The sequence below is a fragment of the Klebsiella sp. 4_1_44FAA genome (genome assembly GCF_000238715.1).
In the GTDB taxonomy this organism is placed as follows: Bacteria; Pseudomonadota; Gammaproteobacteria; order Enterobacterales; family Enterobacteriaceae; genus Klebsiella; species Klebsiella pneumoniae.
The window spans coordinates 67,233-82,839 of the sequence record NZ_JH414799.1 but is presented as its reverse complement, the minus strand read 5'-3'; the positions used below and the strand labels follow the sequence as shown (position 1 = coordinate 82,839).

Sequence of the window (15,607 nt, the reverse complement as noted above, 5' to 3'; positions counted from 1 at the left end):
GCGCGTCGATCAGGCGTCATTTTTGGCAATTAATCGTTCCGGGAGCAGGAAGCTAAAGCGGGTTCCCTTGCCCACCGTGCTGTCGATTTCCAGCCGGCTGTCATGATGGTTAACCGCGTGTTTGACGATCGCCAGTCCCAGGCCACTGCCCCCCGTTTGCCGGGAACGGGCTTTATCCACCCGATAAAAACGCTCGGTCAGACGGGGAATATGCTCCGGCGCAATGCCTGGCCCGTTATCCTCGACGCTGAACAGCGCTCCCTGCGGGGTTCGCTGCCAGCTGACGCGAATTTCGGTCCCCGGCGGGGTGTGGTTCACCGCGTTATAGACCAGGTTGGAGATGGCGCTGCGCAGCTGCTCCTCATTACCCAGCACCTTGAGCTGCTCATCGACGGTGAAGATCAGCGTCTGTTTCTCCTGGCTGAGAGTTTGCGCCTCGCGCTCCACCACCCGCAGCATCATCGGCACGTCGATGCGATCATTCATCGCCAGCGCCGGCGCGGCTTCAATACGCGACAGCGTCAGCAGCTGCTTCACCAGGCCTTCCATACGTTGAGTTTGCTCCCGCATGGTGTGCAGGGCTTTTTCTCGGGTCGCCCCCTCCAGCACCTGCTCCTGCATCATCTCCAGATAGCCCTGCAGCACCGTCAGTGGGGTGCGCAACTCATGGCTGACGTTGGCGAAAAAGTTCCGCCGCGCCCCTTCCAGCTGATGCATCTGCGTCACGTCGCGCGCCACCATCAGCCACTGCTTGTCGCTGTAGGGCATCACGCGAATTTCCAGATGACGGGCGTTATTCAGCACCAGATTGAGCGGCTTTGAAAAATCGCGCTGTTTCAGATAGTTGGCGAACTCAGGATAGCGCAGAAGGTTAAGAATGTTTTGGCCACTGTCGTCCGGCCAGCGCAGGTTTAGAATCTGCTGCGCCAGGCCATTACACCAGAAAATAGCCCCCTCTTCCGTGGTCAGGACGACCGCATCCGGCAGCGATTCCGCCCCGCTGCGAAAGCGTTTAATCAGGCTTCCCAGCTCGCGCCGACGCTTTTTATTACGCATCTGCATCTGGTGCAGACCATACAGCAGCGGCTCCCAACTGCCGCGGCCAGGCGGAGGAGTCATGCTCCGGTCCACCCACAGCCACCACGACAGGCGCATCAAATTCCAGAAATGCCAGATCAGCAAACCGGTCACTGCCGCCAGTAAAAACCACGGCAGATGACCCACAAACGCCCCCAGAATCAGGGCCGGAATACACGCTAAAAAGAGCTCCAGCGCCAGCCTTTTCCATGACAGCCGTTCCAGCACGGGTCACACTCCTGTCAAAATTCAGAAACGGGCGGAGAAACGATACCCCGTGCCGCGAACCGTTTGCACCATACGATCATGGCCACTGTGTTCCAGCGCTTTGCGCAGGCGGCGAATATGGACGTCCACCGTGCGGTCTTCCACATAAACGTTGGTCCCCCAGACGTGGTTCAGCAGCTGTTCGCGGCTGTACACCCGCTCCGGATGGGTCATAAAGAAGTGCAATAATTTAAATTCCGTCGGTCCCATATCCAGCGGACTGTCGCCGGTCATTACCCGGTGCGATGAAGGGTCGAGGCTCAGCCCCTGCATTTCGATCACCTCTTCCACCGCCATCGGTGAAATACGGCGCATCACCGCTTTGATTCGCGCCACCAGCTCTTTCGGAGAGAAAGGCTTGGTGATGTAGTCATCCGCGCCGGTCTCCAGGCCGCGAACGCGATCCTCTTCTTCTCCACGCGCGGTCAGCATCACTACCGGAATATCCCGCGTCATCGCCTCGCGCTTGAGCAGTTTAATAAACTGCAGCCCCGAACCGCCCGGCAGCATCCAGTCCAGGAGAATCAAATCAGGCCAGGGTTCATTGAGTTGATTCACCGCGCTGTCATAATCTTCCGCTTCGACAGGCTGAAAGCCATTTTGCTCCAGAACAAAGCAGACCATTTCGCGGATTGGAGCTTCATCTTCAACGACCAGAATTCTTCTCGCCATTATTTACCCTGTGTTTTTTAGCCATCAGTATAGAAGTGCGGCGTCATTATGCGTCACTTTTGTGACAGATTTATGAAAAAAATGACCGTCTGATGATCGGGTATTTTGAAGCACGACGCGGACTTACCCCTCACTAACAAGTGGTATACTGCCGCCCATGCTTTTTTCGCTAGGGAAGATTTATGCGCCTCCTTCACACCTCCGACTGGCACCTGGGCCAGAATTTTTACAGCAAAAGCCGCGCGGCCGAACACGACGCTTTTCTTACCTGGCTACTGGACCGCGCGCAGGAGCATGAAGTCGACGCCATTATCGTGGCTGGCGATATTTTTGATACCGGCTCGCCGCCGAGCTACGCCCGCGAACTGTATAACCGTTTCGTCGTCCAGTTGCAGCAGACCGGCTGTCGCCTGGTGGTGCTGGCGGGCAACCACGACTCGGTGGCGATGCTCAATGAATCCCGCGATATCCTCGCCTTTTTACACACCACCGTGGTGGCGAACGCCGGCTACGCGCCGATTGAGCTGCCGCTGCGCGACGGCACGCCGGGCGCCATCTTCTGTCCGGTGCCGTTTTTACGCCCGCGCGAGCTGGTGACCAGCCAGGCCGGTCACTCCGGTCGGGAAAAACAGCAGCTGCTGCTGCACGCCATCAGCGACTATTATCAGGAGCAGTATCAGCAGGCCTGCGCGCTGCGCGGCGATCGGCCGCTGCCCATCATTGCCAGCGGCCATCTGACCACCGTCGGCGCCAGCAAAAGCGATGCCGTCCGCGACATTTACATCGGCACACTGGATGCCTTTCCGGCGCAACACTTCCCCCCTGCCGACTACATTGCGCTGGGCCATATTCACCGGGCGCAGATGGTCGGCGGCTGCGAGCATATCCGCTACAGCGGCTCGCCGCTGCCGCTGAGCTTCGATGAAACCGGCAAAGCGAAATCGGTGCATCTGGTGAGCTTTAGCGAGGGGCGACTTAGCGCCGTGGAAACCCTGGAGGTGCCCGTGACCCAGCCTCTGGCGGTAATCAAATGCGATCTGGCCGCCATCACCGCCCAGCTGGAGCAGTGGCGCGGCGTCGAGCAGGACCCGCCGGTGTGGCTGGATATCGAAATCACCACCGAGGACTATCTGCACGATATTCAACGGCATATTCAGGCGCTAACGGAGGATCTGCCGGTGGAAGTGCTGCTGGTGCGCCGCAGCCGCGAGCAGCGCGAGAAAATACTGCTCAACGCCCAGCGGGAGACGCTCAGTGAACTGAAGGTGGAGGAGGTATTCGAGCGCCGGCTGGCGCTGACCGAAATTGACGAGATGAAGCGCGCCCGGCTGCATGAGCTGTTCGCCCATACGGTGCATACGCTCACCGCGGAGGACGAAAACGCATGAAAATCCTCAGTCTGCGTCTGAAAAACCTCAACTCCCTGAAAGGGGAATGGAAGATAGACTTTACCGCCGAGCCGTTCGCCAGCAATGGCCTGTTCGCCATTACCGGCGCCACCGGGGCCGGGAAAACCACGCTGCTCGATGCCATTTGCCTGGCGCTCTATCATGAGACGCCGCGCCTGAATAAAGTCTCCCAGTCGCAAAACGACCTGATGACCCGCGATACCGCCGAGTGTCTGGCGGAAGTCGAGTTTGAAGTAAAAGGCATCGCCTACCGCGCTTTCTGGAGCCAGAACCGGGCCCGTAACCAGCCGGATGGCAATCTGCAGGCGCCCCGCGTCGAGCTGGCGCGCTGCGCTGACGGCAAAATCCTCGCCGATAAAGTCTCGGACAAGCTGGAGCAAACCGCGACGCTTACCGGCCTCGACTATGGCCGCTTCACCCGCTCGATGCTGCTTTCCCAGGGGCAATTTGCCGCCTTCCTGAACGCGAAGCCGAGCGATCGCGCGGAGCTGCTGGAGGAGCTGACCGGCACGGAAATCTACGGCCAGATTTCTGCCATGGTCTACGAACAGCACAAAGCCGCTCGCCATGCGCTGGAGAAGTTCGAAGCCCAGGCGGCGGGCATCGTCCTGTTGACGGAGGCCCAGCAGCAGGCGCTGCAGGAAAGTTTGCAGGTACTTACTGACGAAGAAAAAGCCCTGCTGGCCCAGCAGCAGAGCCAGCAGCAGCAGCTCCAGTGGCTGACCCGCCGCGACGAGCTGGCGCAGCAGCAGCAGCAGGCCGCCACCCGGCAGCAGCAGGCCCGCCAGGCGCTGGCGGACGCCGCCCCGGCGCTGGCGAAGCTTGAGCTGGCCCAGCCCGCCGCCCAACTGCGTCCCCTGTGGGAGCGCCAGCAGGAGCAGACGGCAGGCCTGGCGCAAACCCGGCAGCGGATCAGTGAAGTAAATGCTCGCTTACTTGCCAGCACGGCGCTGCGCGCGCGCATCCGCCAGGGCGCCTTGCGCGCTCAGCAGCAGCGTCAGGCTGAACTGGCCGATCTGGCGCAGTGGCTGGCCGCCCATGAGCGTTTCCGCTTATGGGGTCAGGAGATCGCCGGCTGGCGAGCGCAATTCTCGCAACTGACGCGGGATAAACAACAGCTAACGGCTCAGAGCACCCGCCTGGACGCGCTACGCCAGAAGCTGGCCACGCTGCCAGCCAGCCCTATCACCCTGAGCGCGGATGACGTTGCCGCAGCGATAGAACAGCAAACCCAATCGCGGCCGCTGCGCCAGCGCCTGATCTCCCTGCATGAGCAGCATCAGCTGCTGCGCAAGCGTCTGCGCCAGAACGCCGAGAGCGTCCAGCAGGCGCAGGCGGAGCAGGTAAAACTTAACGCCACCCTGACGCTGCGCCGGGAACAATATAAAGACAAAAACCAGCACTATCTCGACCTGAAGGCGCTCTGCCAGCGGGAAGAAACGATTAAAGACCTGGAAAGCTACCGCGACCGGCTCGAGGCGGGTAAGCCCTGTCCGCTGTGCGGCGCCTGTGAACACCCGGCGATTGAACAATACGCCTCGTTGACGCTCACGGATAATCAGCGCCGCCGCGATGCGCTGGAAAAGGAGGTCGCCGCGCTGAAAGAAGAAGGCCTACTGATCCTCGGGCAGGTCAAGGCCCTGACGCAACAGCTTCAGCGTGACACCGAAGCGGCCGGGCGGCTCGCAGAGGAAGAGCAAGCGCTTACTAAAGCGTGGCAGGAGACCTGCGCCTCTCTGCACATCGCGCGGGATATTGCGCAAGAGATAAACGACTGGATGCAGGAGCAGGAGCGCTACGAGCAGCAGCTCTATCAGCTCAGCCAGCGCCTGATGTTGCAGAGTCAGCTTAACGATCAGCAGGCGCTGGAGCGCCAGGCCGAGCAGCAGCTGGCGGCCACGCGCCAGGGACTGGAGAGCGCCCTGCAGGCCCTGGCCCTGAGCCTGCCGGTAGAAGGGACAGAAGCCGCCTGGCTGCACGCTCGCGAAAGCGAATTTGCCCAGTGGCAGGCGCAACAGACCCAACATGATGCCATTCAGCAGCAAATCGCTGCTCTGCGGCCACTGCTGGAGACACTGCCGACCAGCGACGAGACAGAGGTTGAAGCTGAGTCGGCCATCCCGGACAACTGGCGCGAAATCCACGAGGAATGCCTGTCGCTGCACAGCCAGCTTGTCGCCCAGCAGCAGCAGGAAACCCAGGAAAAGGCGCGTCTGGACCAGTCGCAGGCGCAATTCACCTCCGCCCTGGCCGCCAGCCGCTTTAGCGATCGGGAGGCGTTCCTCGCCGCGCTGCTGGATGACGAGACCGCCCAGCGGCTGACGCAGTTAAAACAGACGCTGGAGCAGCAGCTTCAGCAGGCGGTCGCGCTCTGCGAGCAGGCGACCCGGCAACATGAGGCGCACCTGGCGCTGCGTCCGCAAGGGGTGGACGCTGACGTCCCCACCCTGCAAACCCAGCTGCACGCCCTGGCCCAGCGGCTGCGGGATAACACTACCCGCCAGGGTGAGATCCGCCAGCAGCTCAGGCAGGACGCAGAGAGCCGTCAACAGCAGCAGGCGCTGGGGCAGCAGATTGCAGAGGCGGCGCAGCTGGCGGACGACTGGGGCTATCTCAATTCGCTGATCGGCTCCAGCACCGGCGACCGGTTCCGCAAATTCGCCCAGGGGCTGACGCTGGATAATCTGGTCTGGCTGGCAAACCAGCAGCTCAACCGCCTGCATGGCCGCTATCTGCTACAGCGCAAGGCCAGCGAGGCGCTGGAGCTGGAGGTTGTCGATACCTGGCAGGCCGACGCCGTGCGCGACACCCGCACCCTCTCCGGCGGCGAAAGTTTCCTCGTCAGCCTGGCGCTGGCCCTGGCGCTGTCAGACCTGGTGAGCCATAAGACGCGGATTGACTCCCTGTTTCTTGATGAAGGCTTCGGCACCCTCGACAGCGAAACGCTGGACACGGCCTTGGACGCCCTGGATGCCCTTAACGCCAGCGGTAAGATTATCGGGGTGATCAGCCACGTGGAGGCGATGAAAGACCGCATTCCGGTGCAGATCAAAGTGAAGAAGATTAACGGCCTGGGCTATAGCCGGCTGGACAAAGCGTTTGCGGTGGAGTGAGGTCTGAATTATGGCGATGTCCCCGCCCCCTAACCCTCTCCCGAGGGAGAGGGTCCGGGTGCGGGGAAGCGGTTCAGGTCCCCTGGAGCGGCCACAGCCAGGCCGCGCCGCGTACCCCGCTGGAGTCGCCGTGCATCGCTTTGCGGATCGGCGTTTCACACTCGCCGCCGAAGACCCACTGCTTCACCAGGTCCGGCACCGTCTGATACAGTCGTTCGACGTTGCTCATCCCGCCGCCCAGCACGATAACGTCCGGGTCGAGGATATTCACCACGTGGGCCAGCGATTTCGCCAGCCGCTGTTCATAGCGGCTCAGCGCCAGTTCAGCCTTTTCGTCACCTTCTCCCACCAGGCGCATAATCTCGCTGCCGGTTAACCCTTTGCCGCTCAGCCGCTGATAGTCGGTGGCGAAACCGGTGCCGGAGATAAAGGTTTCGATACACCCCTGTTTGCCGCAGTAGCAAGGGACTTCCGCACGGTAGCGTAGCTCATCGTCGTTCATCCACGGCAATGGGTTATGTCCCCATTCGCCAGCGTTACCATTGCCGCCGATATGCGCCCGCCCGTTGAGCGCCACCCCGGCGCCGCAGCCGGTGCCGATAATCACCGCGAATACCGTTTGCGCCCCCGCCGCCGCGCCGTCCACCGCTTCCGACACCGCCAGACAGTTGGCATCGTTAGCCAGCCGGACTTCCCGCTCAAGGCGCAGGCTGAGGTCCTTATCAAAGGGCTGGCCGTTGAGCCAGGTCGAGTTGGCGTTTTTCACCACCCCGGTATAAGGCGAAATTGAGCCAGGAATGCCCATCCCCACGGTACCCTGCTGTCCGGTCGCCTGCTCGGCCATCGCCACCAGAGTGGCGATGGTCTCGATGGTTTGCCGGTAGTCCTCCCGCGGCGTGGGTAACCGGTGGCGAAACAGCTGCTCTCCCTGGTCGCTCAGGGCTATCACTTCGGTTTTTGTTCCACCTAAATCAATACCAATACGCACGCTCAGCTCCTCACCCCGATTAACAATGCAAGCATAGCGACAATTCGCTATCATGCCCGCCTGATTTAACGACAAAGCCGTGGAAATTATCATGCTGTGGTTCAAAAATTTAATGGTTTACCGTCTCAGCCGCGATATCGAATTGCGCGCCGAGGAGATGGAAAAACAGCTGGCCGAGCTGACATTTACCCCTTGTGGCAGCCAGGATATGGCGAAAACCGGTTGGGTGTCGCCGATGGGATCGCACAGCGACGCGCTGACGCATACGGCAAACGGCCAGATCATTATCTGCGCGCGTAAAGAAGAGAAGATCCTGCCGTCGCCGGTGATTAAGCAGGCGCTGGAGGCAAAGATCCAGAAGCTGGAAGCCGATCAGGGGCGCAAGCTGAAGAAGACCGAGAAAGATTCCCTGAAAGATGAAGTGCTGCACTCGCTACTGCCGCGCGCCTTCAGCCGCTTCAGCCAGACAATGATGTGGATCGACACCGTCAACGGCCTGATCATGGTCGACTGCGCCAGCGCGAAGAAAGCGGAAGATACTCTGGCCCTGCTGCGTAAAACCCTCGGCTCGCTGCCGGTGGTGCCGCTGACCCTGGAGAATCCGATTGAGCTAACGCTGACCGAGTGGGTTCGCTCCGGCACCGTGGCGCAGGGCTTCCAGCTGCTGGACGAAGCCGAGCTGAAAGCGATGCTGGAAGATGGCGGCGTGATCCGCGCCAAGAAGCAGGATCTGGTTAGCGACGAAATCGCTGTACACATTGAGGCCGGGAAGGTCGTCACCAAGCTGGCGCTGGACTGGCAGCAGCGTATTCAGTTTGTGATCTGCGACGACGCGTCAATTAAGCGCCTCAAGTTCTGTGATGAACTGCGCGACCAAAACGAAGATATCGATCGGGAAGATTTCGCCCAGCGCTTTGACGCCGACTTTATCTTAATGACCGGCGAGCTGGCTGCCCTGATCCAAAGCCTGGTGGAAGGGCTCGGCGGCGAAGCGCAGCGCTAAGCGCCGCTTTCCTTCCTGCCGGGCAGGAAGGAAAAAACAACCCGGCGGCAGGCGCCGGGCGTCACGCTGGCTTACAGATAGCGGCACAGATAAGAGGCTGGCTCAGCCACCTGTAGATGAAATTCGCTGTTGCCTGGCACATTGAAAACTTCGCCGGCAGCGTAAACTTTCCACTCAGTCTCACCCGGCAGCAGGACATTCAGCGCCCCGCTGACTACCGTCATCTCTTCCGGCTGCGCCGTACCAAAGGTGTATTCCCCTTCCGCCATCACGCCAACGCTGGCGCGACCGGTACTGCTGCTGGTGAAGCCAATGGATTTCACTTTTCCGTCAAAGTATTCATTGCTTTGAAGCATAAACAAGCCCTTCTGATCGTCGGTTAAAGGCTCAATATAGGGGGCGCTCCTTGCCCCTGTCACGCGAAATTAACACATTAGACCAATAGTTCTGCCGCCAGTCGGGAAACCAGCACATTCGACAGCAAAACCGGAACATCGAGGGCTTTTTGTAACACATCGCGATGATGCTGATAGTAACCGAGACAGTCGAGGACCAGCACGTCGGCGCCCTGCTCCAGCAACGTTTTGCCGGCGGTTAATAGCTCGCTGTCGCTGCCGGTAAACGGATTGGCCAGCGCGTAGTATGGCGACTTTTCCAGCGAGAGCCACTTTTGCCGCTGCATGGGCATGATCTCTTCCACCGGCACGATCACCCCTACCTGGTGCCCATCGACGATCGATGCCACCAGCGGCGGGATGATCCGCTGCGGCTCGAGGAGGATCGCGTGGTGGGTGGTAAAACCGGTCAGCTGTTCGGAACTGAGCAGCAGGATCACATCATAATGTTGTCGATCCAGCATCGCGATCGCGCTGCGGACATCGCGTTCAATTTTCTGTCGCGACACCATCACCAACTGGTTATTACTGAGCAAGGTCAGGAGTCCTTTCTCGCCGTCACCTACGGCGTACTCGGCCATTACCTCGTCAGGCGTCATCTCGCCCAGCAGGCTGATGTGGGCGATCTGTTCTTCCCTGATATGTTCGGTCAGGAGCGGCAATACTCCCGCCAGCGGCACAACGCCGATGGTCAAAATTGCCATCGTTGCACTACTCATATCATGTACCTTTTCACAACCACTGCTTCAACACAGGCTTTCCACACACAGCATCCGCCCCCCTGGTGAGTAAAAATCAACCGTCGAGAAGCGTAGCAGCTCCACGCCGCGGTTGAATGTAAAGATTGCCGGGCGGCGGCGCCGTGCCTGAAAAATCCGTGTGTTAGATATTCATTAGTACGACTGATAAATAAAAAATGTGAGATACGCCCGATATTGCCAGCATGGCGGGCAATTCGGGCTCAGGGGGTTACGACTTGTCAGGATCTTCATAACGCCGTTTGGCATCCACGGCTTCCTGCTCGGTAGGATGTTCGCTGATAAGCGAATCAGGCTCAGGATAATCCGCACGGAGCTGATACCAGGTCACCGTCTGACCCTGAGGACCTTTCTCTACCGCAACCACGCGCGCTTCTCTCGGATATGGGGGCCTGTTTGGCATAGTTCTTCCTTCTTCTGGTAGCAGAACTATTAAGTATAGGCGCCCCTCGCCGCCTTAATGTAAGTAAATTCTTAACTTACCGGGGTTGCCGTCGCGCTGCATAGCATGGACATAATCTGCTCCACCACCCGATCCGGCGAGGCCGTGGCATCCACAATATGGTGGGCAGCGTCCCGGTATAACGCTTCGCGCTGCGCCAGCACCTCGCCCACTTCCTCGCGCACCGGTTTTCCGGTCAGCGTCGGCCGCTGTTCAGCTTTCGGGTAGGCTTCCAGACGGTCAATCAGCGCCGACACCGAGGCCTGCAGATAAATCACCACGCCATTCTCCCGCATAAACTGACGGTTACCTTCCGCCAGCACAATGCCGCCGCCGGTGGCGATTACCGTATTCGGCAGGGTCACGGCCTTCAGCGACAGGGTCTCCAGTTCGCGAAAACGCGCCCACCCTTCCGCCTGCACGATCTCAGCCACCGTCCGCTGCTCATGGGCCTGTAGCCGATGATCGGTATCGGAGAACTGAAAATGCCGCGCTCGCGCCAGCGCATGGCCGACGGTGGTTTTACCGCAGCCGCGTGGCCCAATAAGAAAGATAGGCTGTGTCATAACCGAAGACCCCCTGGTTCCGTCTGTCGCAAAAAAATGAAAACGAAAGCACGTATTATCGCTGTCTGTCCCGCAATGCATACGTAAAGAAAAAATTACACAACTTCTTTACACCCCATTACCACGGTGAGAAGAGGGGCTATTAATGTAAACTTATCATTGCATTTAGTGTTTAACCAGCTTTACTTTCCGCTTGGCGTTATTTTTTATCCACCGCTGGCGTAAACGGTAACACATTTATGCATAGCTTTACGAAGCAACATATTTACAACATCATGTTTCAGAAGCACCCTGATGCCTATTCGACAGTGTGACAGAGGAATGTAACATGCAATCTGAAGAACAACGCCTTATTGATGGACTGTTTTCCCGGCTGAAAGAGGCTGAGGCGCACAGCGCATCGCGCGATGCCAGCGCCGAGGAGCGGATTGCCCAACACGTGAGCGCGCAGCCGGCGGCCCCCTACTATATGGCGCAAACCATTCTTATCCAGGAAGCCGCGATTAAACAGCTTAACGATCGCATCCAGGCGCTGGAGAGTCAGGTCAGCCAACTGCAGGCGGCAAAGCCCAGCAGCGGCGGCTTCCTCTCCGGCCTGTTTGGCGGTGGCGGCTCGTCACGCGGTTCTGACCCTATCCCGGGCGCGGAGCAATATGGTCGCCCGCAGGCCAGCGCTCAGCCGCAGTATACGCCACCACCGCAGCAGAACTATGCCCCGCAGGCTGCCGCACGCGGCGGCGGCTTTATGGCGGGCGCGCTGCAAACGGCCGCTGGCGTGGCAGGCGGCGTGGTGCTGGGCAATATGCTGACCAATATGTTCAGCGGCTCGCACCCGCAGGAGATAGTCAATATCATCGAAGAGAAGCCGCAGCCTGATGCCGCCTCCGCGCAGGACAGCATCGCGCAGGACACCACCGCAGGTGACGATCCGTTCCGCCAGGGAGACGATCAGTTCCTTGCCGACAATACCTGGAACGACGACTTCGACACCGGCTTTGGCGACGATGATTTTGGCAGCGATGACGATAGCTGGGTTTAACCCTGGCGACGCTTAACCGCCAGCAACCACTTCTCCAGCTCGGCGGCAAACTGTTGCCGATCGCGCTGCGATAAACTATCCGGGCCGCCGGTCTGAACGCCGCTGGCCCGTAATGTCTCCATAAAATCCCGCATTGTCAGCCGCTCGCGGATCGTCGCCTCGCTGTAACGTTCCCCGCGCGGATTCAGCGCCGCCCCGCCCTTCGCCAGCACCTCCGCCGCCAGCGGGATGTCGGCGGTGATCACTAAATCTCCCGCCGCGCACTGGCGAACGATTTCATTATCCGCCACGTCAAAACCCTGCTCAACCCGCAGGGTGCGGATGAAACGCGACGGCGGCACGCGCAGCGGCTGGTTCGCCACCAGCGTCAGCGGAGTCTGGGTCCGCTCTGCCGCGCGGAACAAAATCTCTTTAATCACGTTCGGACACGCGTCCGCATCCACCCAAATGGCCATGCCAGCTCCTGTTACCTGCAATAAGTGACGCCAATGTTACCTGCTTTTCTCCCCCAGGAAAGCGCCAGGATGGTAAGCTAATCAGATCGTAACGAAAAAAGCAGAGGGGAATGGTGATGGATAAGAAAATTGGCTTTATCGGCTGCGGCAATATGGGTAAGGCCATTCTGGGCGGGCTGATCGCCAGCGGTCAGGTACAGCCGGGACAAATCTGGGTCTACACCCCGTCGCCGGACAAGGTTGCAGCTCTGCGCGACCAGTATGGCATCAACGCCGCCGACAGCGCCCAGGAAGTGGCGCAGATTGCCGATATCGTCTTCGGCGCGGTTAAACCGGGGATCATGACCAAAGTGCTGGGCGATATCGCCTCCAGCCTGAATAAAGAGTCGCTGGTGGTCTCTATCGCCGCCGGCGTTACGCTTGAGCAGCTGGCGCGCGCCCTTGGCCACGATCGCAAAATCATTCGCGCGATGCCGAATACGCCGTCGCTGGTTAACGCCGGTATGACCTCCGTCACGCCTAACGCCCTGGTGAGCAGCGAAGATGTTGCCGAAGTGCTGACTATTTTCCGTTGCTTTGGCCAGGCGGAGCAAATTGCCGAGCCGATGATCCATCCGGTGGTGGGGGTAAGCGGTTCGGCGCCGGCCTATGTCTTTATGTTTATCGAAGCGATGGCCGATGCCGCCGTCCTCGGCGGAATGCCGCGCGCTCAGGCCTATAAATTCGCCGCCCAGGCGGTGATGGGCTCCGCCAAAATGGTGCTGGAGAGCGGAGAACACCCAGGGGCGCTGAAAGATATGGTCTGTTCCCCTGGCGGGACCACCATCGAAGCCGTGCGCGTGCTGGAAGAGAAAGGGTTCCGCTCGGCGGTAATCGAAGCCATCACCCAGTGTATGGAAAAATCAGAGAAACTGAGCCGCTCCTGAAGCTGAGCCGGCGGGCTTCAAGCCCTGAGAGGTTAAAGAACAAGGGAGCGCGAGCGCTCCCTTTTTTTCAGGCTTTCTTCAGGCAGCTACTCATGAAGGTACTGCGTTCATCGCCCTTCAGTGATTTCGCCGTGGCCGCTTTGCTGCAGTCGCTCATTTTCTGCTGCTGAGGGGTGAGCGCCTTTCCCTGCGAGGTCGTGGTCTCTTTTTTCAGACACTGGCTCATAAAGGTTTTGCGCTCCTCACCTTTCAGCATTTTGGCTGACGCTTGCTGATTGCAGTCCGTCATCCTTTGCTGCTGAGGAGTGGGCGTTTTTTCTGCCGCGCCAACCGCGCTGATAAAGATCAAGCCAAACAGTAGGGTCATCAATAAAGTTATTTTCATCGCACCATCCTTCTGTGAGTGGAACGTTGTAAGTCTGGACGCAGATAGAAAAAAAACCAGCCGGTGACGCAATTTCGCCACCGGCTGCGACTTATTTGAGACTCAGGGCAGCTTTCATGGTCGTGAACAGGTCGGTCTGATCGGTCAGGCCGACGACGTTAGCCGCATGCGGACCGTAGGCCGCAATGCGCAGTTGGGTGCCGGTGTGCTCCATCGACTCTTCCTCAGAGTTGCCGTAGCTCATCACCATCACCGCGCCATCGTGCGTGTTCAGAGCCTGGGTCAGCCCCGGGGCTTTGCTATCCGCCGGGATGATCTGGCTGGCATGCGCATGGTCGGCGGTGACGATCACCAGGGTATTACCGTCTTTTCGCGCGAATTCCAGCGCCTTCTGCACCGCTTCGTCAAGATCAACCGTTTCGCCGATCTGGCCGCACGGATTGGCCGCATGGTCCTGCTTATCGATTGACGCGCCTTCGACTTGCAGGAAGAAACCTTTCTCGTTGCGACTCAGCAGGTCAATCGCTTTCTCGGTCATCTGCGCCAGCGTCGGCACCGAGGCGTCACGCTTCGGGTTTGGCGTACAGGTCACCGGCGGCTTATCGATATTACCGTGATAAGACGCCTTCGGTCCTTCCCAGCGTACCGGCATATTGCCATCGGCAAAGAGTCCCAGCAGCGGTTTACCTGACTGGCTTCCGTCGCGGCGGCAAGAGAAGCCGCGTCGGTCACAATCTGGTAGCCGCGCGCTTGCGCCTGCTCGCGCAGGGTTTTGCCCTGCCACTCGCCCGCCGTCGCCGTTTCGGCAAAGGTCTTCGCGCCGCCGCCCAGGGTGACATCCGGTCGGGCGTTCAGCAGCTGTTCGGTAATGGAGCCTTTGCCCCCTTTTTCCAGCGCATTGCTGGGGCATTTTTCGCTGGTGACCGTCGGGCCGTAGCATTTACGCGATGTCACATGCGCTACCAACGCCGCGGGGGTGGCGTCCTGCAGCTCGGCGGTGGAAACGTTGCCGGTGGCCAGCCCCGCCGCTTTCGCCAGCTCGAGGATGGTCTGATGCGCATTCTCATGAATATCGACGCCCAGCGCGCCGTTATAAGTCTTCACGCCGGTGGTCCAGGCGGTGGCGGAGGCCGCCGAGTCGGTCACGTAGTCCGGTTTCCCGGTTTTTTATCCAGCGAATAATGCGTGTACTGCCCGGTTAACGGCAGAGCATCAATTCCTTTAAAGAAACCGCCCGCCCCCTCGGCATAGTTTCGCGCAGCGGTAATTTCCGAATCACCCATGCCATCGCCAATCAGCAGAATAACGTTTTTAGCTGGCTTATTGATTAACGAGGCGCGCAGCGCTTCGGTTTGATCGCCTGTTAAACGACGCGCGCCGCCAGGAGTGGTGATATCTCCCTGCGCAGCGCGATTTTCCAGAACCGGCGCAGCAGTAGTTTCTGCATGAATAACCGGCGAGCCCAGTAGAGGAATCAGGGCAATAAACAGGGCGCTTAATTTCACTTTTGTCATCTCCATGTAAAAAATACTTAAAAAAACAAAACGAGGGAGACTTTATAAAAGGGAGATGACAGAAAAATGACGGCATCCTTGTCGTGTCACAAAGACTAGCTACGAGGATGCCGCAACAGCTTCTTTAGATATTGCTGCAGCAGCATCGCATCATGGTCGTTGACCGGCGGACAGGGCGTCACCTGGTCAATCGCCTGTTCTATATCCTGAATCAATGCCTGCTGGGCATCATGCTCCATATGGCGCAATAATGCGGTGACCACGATCTCCAGCGCTTCAACCTGCACCGTCAGTTCCTTTGCTTCTTCGGTAATGACTCCAACTTACTGATAGTGTTTTATGTTCAGATAATGCCCGATGACCTTGTCATGCAGCTCCACCGATTTTGAGAACGACAGTGACTTCCGTCCCAGCCTTGCCAGATGTTGTCTCAGATTCAGGTTATGTCGCTCAATGCGCTGAGTGTAACGCTTGCTGATAACGTGCAGCTTTCCCTTCAGGCGGGATTCATACAGCGGCCAGCCATCCGTCATCCATACCACGACCTCAAAGGCCGACAGCAGGCTCAGAAGTCGCTCCAGTGTGGCCAGAGTGCGTT

Annotated in this window: 17 protein-coding genes and 1 pseudogene; 5 read left to right on the top strand and 13 right to left on the bottom strand. The window is 59.1% G+C overall.

Annotated elements, in window-relative coordinates; genetic code table 11:
* Positions 1-9 precede the first annotated feature (9 nt).
* Positions 10-1,305, bottom strand: coding sequence for a phosphate regulon sensor histidine kinase PhoR (gene phoR, locus HMPREF1024_RS20035; protein ID WP_002890344.1), 1,296 nt, complete (start codon positions 1,303-1,305; stop codon positions 10-12).
* Between the two features lie 21 nt (positions 1,306-1,326).
* On the bottom strand, positions 1,327-2,016 hold the full coding sequence (gene phoB, locus HMPREF1024_RS20040; RefSeq protein WP_002890343.1) for a phosphate response regulator transcription factor PhoB: 690 nt from the start codon (positions 2,014-2,016) through the stop codon (positions 1,327-1,329).
* A gap of 182 nt (positions 2,017-2,198) precedes the next feature.
* Between phoB and sbcD the strand changes: the two genes are divergently transcribed.
* Entirely contained in the window at positions 2,199-3,404 is a 1,206-nt protein-coding gene (gene sbcD, locus HMPREF1024_RS20045) for an exonuclease subunit SbcD (RefSeq protein ID WP_009307905.1), read from the top strand.
* Positions 3,401-6,538, top strand: coding sequence for an exonuclease subunit SbcC (sbcC, locus tag HMPREF1024_RS20050; protein WP_009307904.1), 3,138 nt, complete (start codon positions 3,401-3,403; stop codon positions 6,536-6,538). The genes sbcD and sbcC overlap by 4 nt, the downstream gene beginning before the upstream one ends.
* A gap of 73 nt (positions 6,539-6,611) precedes the next feature.
* Here sbcC and mak read toward each other — a convergent pair whose 3' ends face one another.
* The gene (gene mak, locus HMPREF1024_RS20055; protein ID WP_002890286.1) at positions 6,612-7,526 is read right to left on the bottom strand and encodes a fructokinase; all 915 of its coding nucleotides are present in this window, start codon (positions 7,524-7,526) and stop codon (positions 6,612-6,614) included.
* Between the two features lie 91 nt (positions 7,527-7,617).
* On the opposite strand from mak, the gene rdgC reads away from it, so the two are divergent.
* A complete protein-coding gene (rdgC, locus tag HMPREF1024_RS20060) occupies positions 7,618-8,529 on the top strand; it encodes a recombination-associated protein RdgC (protein ID WP_002890285.1) in 912 nt (303 codons plus the stop codon).
* Between the two features lie 71 nt (positions 8,530-8,600).
* Here rdgC and ppnP read toward each other — a convergent pair whose 3' ends face one another.
* The 4 genes from ppnP to aroL all read right to left on the bottom strand — a co-directional run bounded on the left by ppnP (position 8,601) and on the right by aroL (position 10,690).
* Entirely contained in the window at positions 8,601-8,885 is a 285-nt protein-coding gene (gene ppnP / locus HMPREF1024_RS20065) for a pyrimidine/purine nucleoside phosphorylase (RefSeq protein ID WP_009307903.1), read from the bottom strand.
* Between the two features lie 77 nt (positions 8,886-8,962).
* Positions 8,963-9,643, bottom strand: coding sequence for an AroM family protein (locus HMPREF1024_RS20070; protein ID WP_004144619.1), 681 nt, complete (start codon positions 9,641-9,643; stop codon positions 8,963-8,965).
* Positions 9,644-9,893: 250 nt separating this feature from the next.
* Entirely contained in the window at positions 9,894-10,085 is a 192-nt protein-coding gene (locus HMPREF1024_RS20075) for a YaiA family protein (RefSeq protein WP_002890278.1), read from the bottom strand.
* A 71-nt stretch (positions 10,086-10,156) separates the two neighbouring features.
* On the bottom strand, positions 10,157-10,690 hold the full coding sequence (gene aroL, locus HMPREF1024_RS20080) for a shikimate kinase AroL (protein WP_002890276.1): 534 nt from the start codon (positions 10,688-10,690) through the stop codon (positions 10,157-10,159).
* 328 nt (positions 10,691-11,018) lie between these two features.
* Between aroL and HMPREF1024_RS20085 the strand changes: the two genes are divergently transcribed.
* Positions 11,019-11,729 (top strand): DUF2076 domain-containing protein, encoded by a 711-nt coding sequence (locus HMPREF1024_RS20085; RefSeq protein WP_009307902.1) that lies wholly within the window; start codon positions 11,019-11,021, stop codon positions 11,727-11,729.
* Here the strand turns inward: HMPREF1024_RS20085 and HMPREF1024_RS20090 are convergent.
* Entirely contained in the window at positions 11,726-12,184 is a 459-nt protein-coding gene (locus HMPREF1024_RS20090; protein ID WP_002890230.1) for a YaiI/YqxD family protein, read from the bottom strand. The genes HMPREF1024_RS20085 and HMPREF1024_RS20090 overlap by 4 nt on opposite strands.
* A 116-nt stretch (positions 12,185-12,300) precedes the next feature.
* Between HMPREF1024_RS20090 and proC the strand changes: the two genes are divergently transcribed.
* Complete coding sequence (proC, locus tag HMPREF1024_RS20095; RefSeq protein WP_004177276.1) at positions 12,301-13,110, top strand: pyrroline-5-carboxylate reductase; 810 nt, start codon at positions 12,301-12,303, stop codon at positions 13,108-13,110.
* A gap of 67 nt (positions 13,111-13,177) precedes the next feature.
* Here the strand turns inward: proC and HMPREF1024_RS20100 are convergent, their stop codons facing one another.
* From HMPREF1024_RS20100 to HMPREF1024_RS20110, 5 genes and pseudogenes are all read right to left on the bottom strand, one after another.
* Positions 13,178-13,495, bottom strand: coding sequence for a PsiF family protein (locus tag HMPREF1024_RS20100; RefSeq protein WP_002890225.1), 318 nt, complete (start codon positions 13,493-13,495; stop codon positions 13,178-13,180).
* Positions 13,496-13,586: 91 nt separating this feature from the next.
* Positions 13,587-14,599, bottom strand: a pseudogene (phoA, locus tag HMPREF1024_RS0125860) (alkaline phosphatase).
* A 38-nt stretch (positions 14,600-14,637) separates the two neighbouring features.
* Entirely contained in the window at positions 14,638-15,009 is a 372-nt protein-coding gene (locus HMPREF1024_RS31955; RefSeq protein ID WP_267195261.1) for an alkaline phosphatase, read from the bottom strand.
* 95 nt (positions 15,010-15,104) lie between these two features.
* On the bottom strand, positions 15,105-15,323 hold the full coding sequence (gene iraP, locus HMPREF1024_RS20105; protein WP_032442389.1) for an anti-adapter protein IraP: 219 nt from the start codon (positions 15,321-15,323) through the stop codon (positions 15,105-15,107).
* A 9-nt stretch (positions 15,324-15,332) separates the two neighbouring features.
* The coding region (locus HMPREF1024_RS20110; RefSeq protein WP_009307897.1) for an IS1 family transposase at positions 15,333-15,607 on the bottom strand (275 nt) is incomplete at its 5' end.

Bases quoted from the DNA above. Each gene is read 5' to 3' on its own strand.
- phoB (WP_002890343.1), bottom strand. From the start codon at position 2,016: ATGGCGAGAAGAATTCTGGTCGTTGAAGATGAAGCTCCAATCCGCGAA.
- sbcD (WP_009307905.1), top strand. From the start codon at position 2,199: ATGCGCCTCCTTCACACCTCCGACTGGCACCTGGGCCAGAATTTTTAC.
- sbcC (WP_009307904.1), top strand. From the start codon at position 3,401: ATGAAAATCCTCAGTCTGCGTCTGAAAAACCTCAACTCCCTGAAAGGG.
- rdgC (WP_002890285.1), top strand. From the start codon at position 7,618: ATGCTGTGGTTCAAAAATTTAATGGTTTACCGTCTCAGCCGCGATATC.
- ppnP (WP_009307903.1), bottom strand. From the start codon at position 8,885: ATGCTTCAAAGCAATGAATACTTTGACGGAAAAGTGAAATCCATTGGC.
- HMPREF1024_RS20070 (WP_004144619.1), bottom strand. From the start codon at position 9,643: ATGAGTAGTGCAACGATGGCAATTTTGACCATCGGCGTTGTGCCGCTG.
- HMPREF1024_RS20075 (WP_002890278.1), bottom strand. From the start codon at position 10,085: ATGCCAAACAGGCCCCCATATCCGAGAGAAGCGCGCGTGGTTGCGGTA.
- aroL (WP_002890276.1), bottom strand. From the start codon at position 10,690: ATGACACAGCCTATCTTTCTTATTGGGCCACGCGGCTGCGGTAAAACC.
- HMPREF1024_RS20085 (WP_009307902.1), top strand. From the start codon at position 11,019: ATGCAATCTGAAGAACAACGCCTTATTGATGGACTGTTTTCCCGGCTG.
- HMPREF1024_RS20090 (WP_002890230.1), bottom strand. From the start codon at position 12,184: ATGGCCATTTGGGTGGATGCGGACGCGTGTCCGAACGTGATTAAAGAG.
- proC (WP_004177276.1), top strand. From the start codon at position 12,301: ATGGATAAGAAAATTGGCTTTATCGGCTGCGGCAATATGGGTAAGGCC.
- HMPREF1024_RS20100 (WP_002890225.1), bottom strand. From the start codon at position 13,495: ATGAAAATAACTTTATTGATGACCCTACTGTTTGGCTTGATCTTTATC.
- HMPREF1024_RS31955 (WP_267195261.1), bottom strand. From the start codon at position 15,009: ATGACAAAAGTGAAATTAAGCGCCCTGTTTATTGCCCTGATTCCTCTA.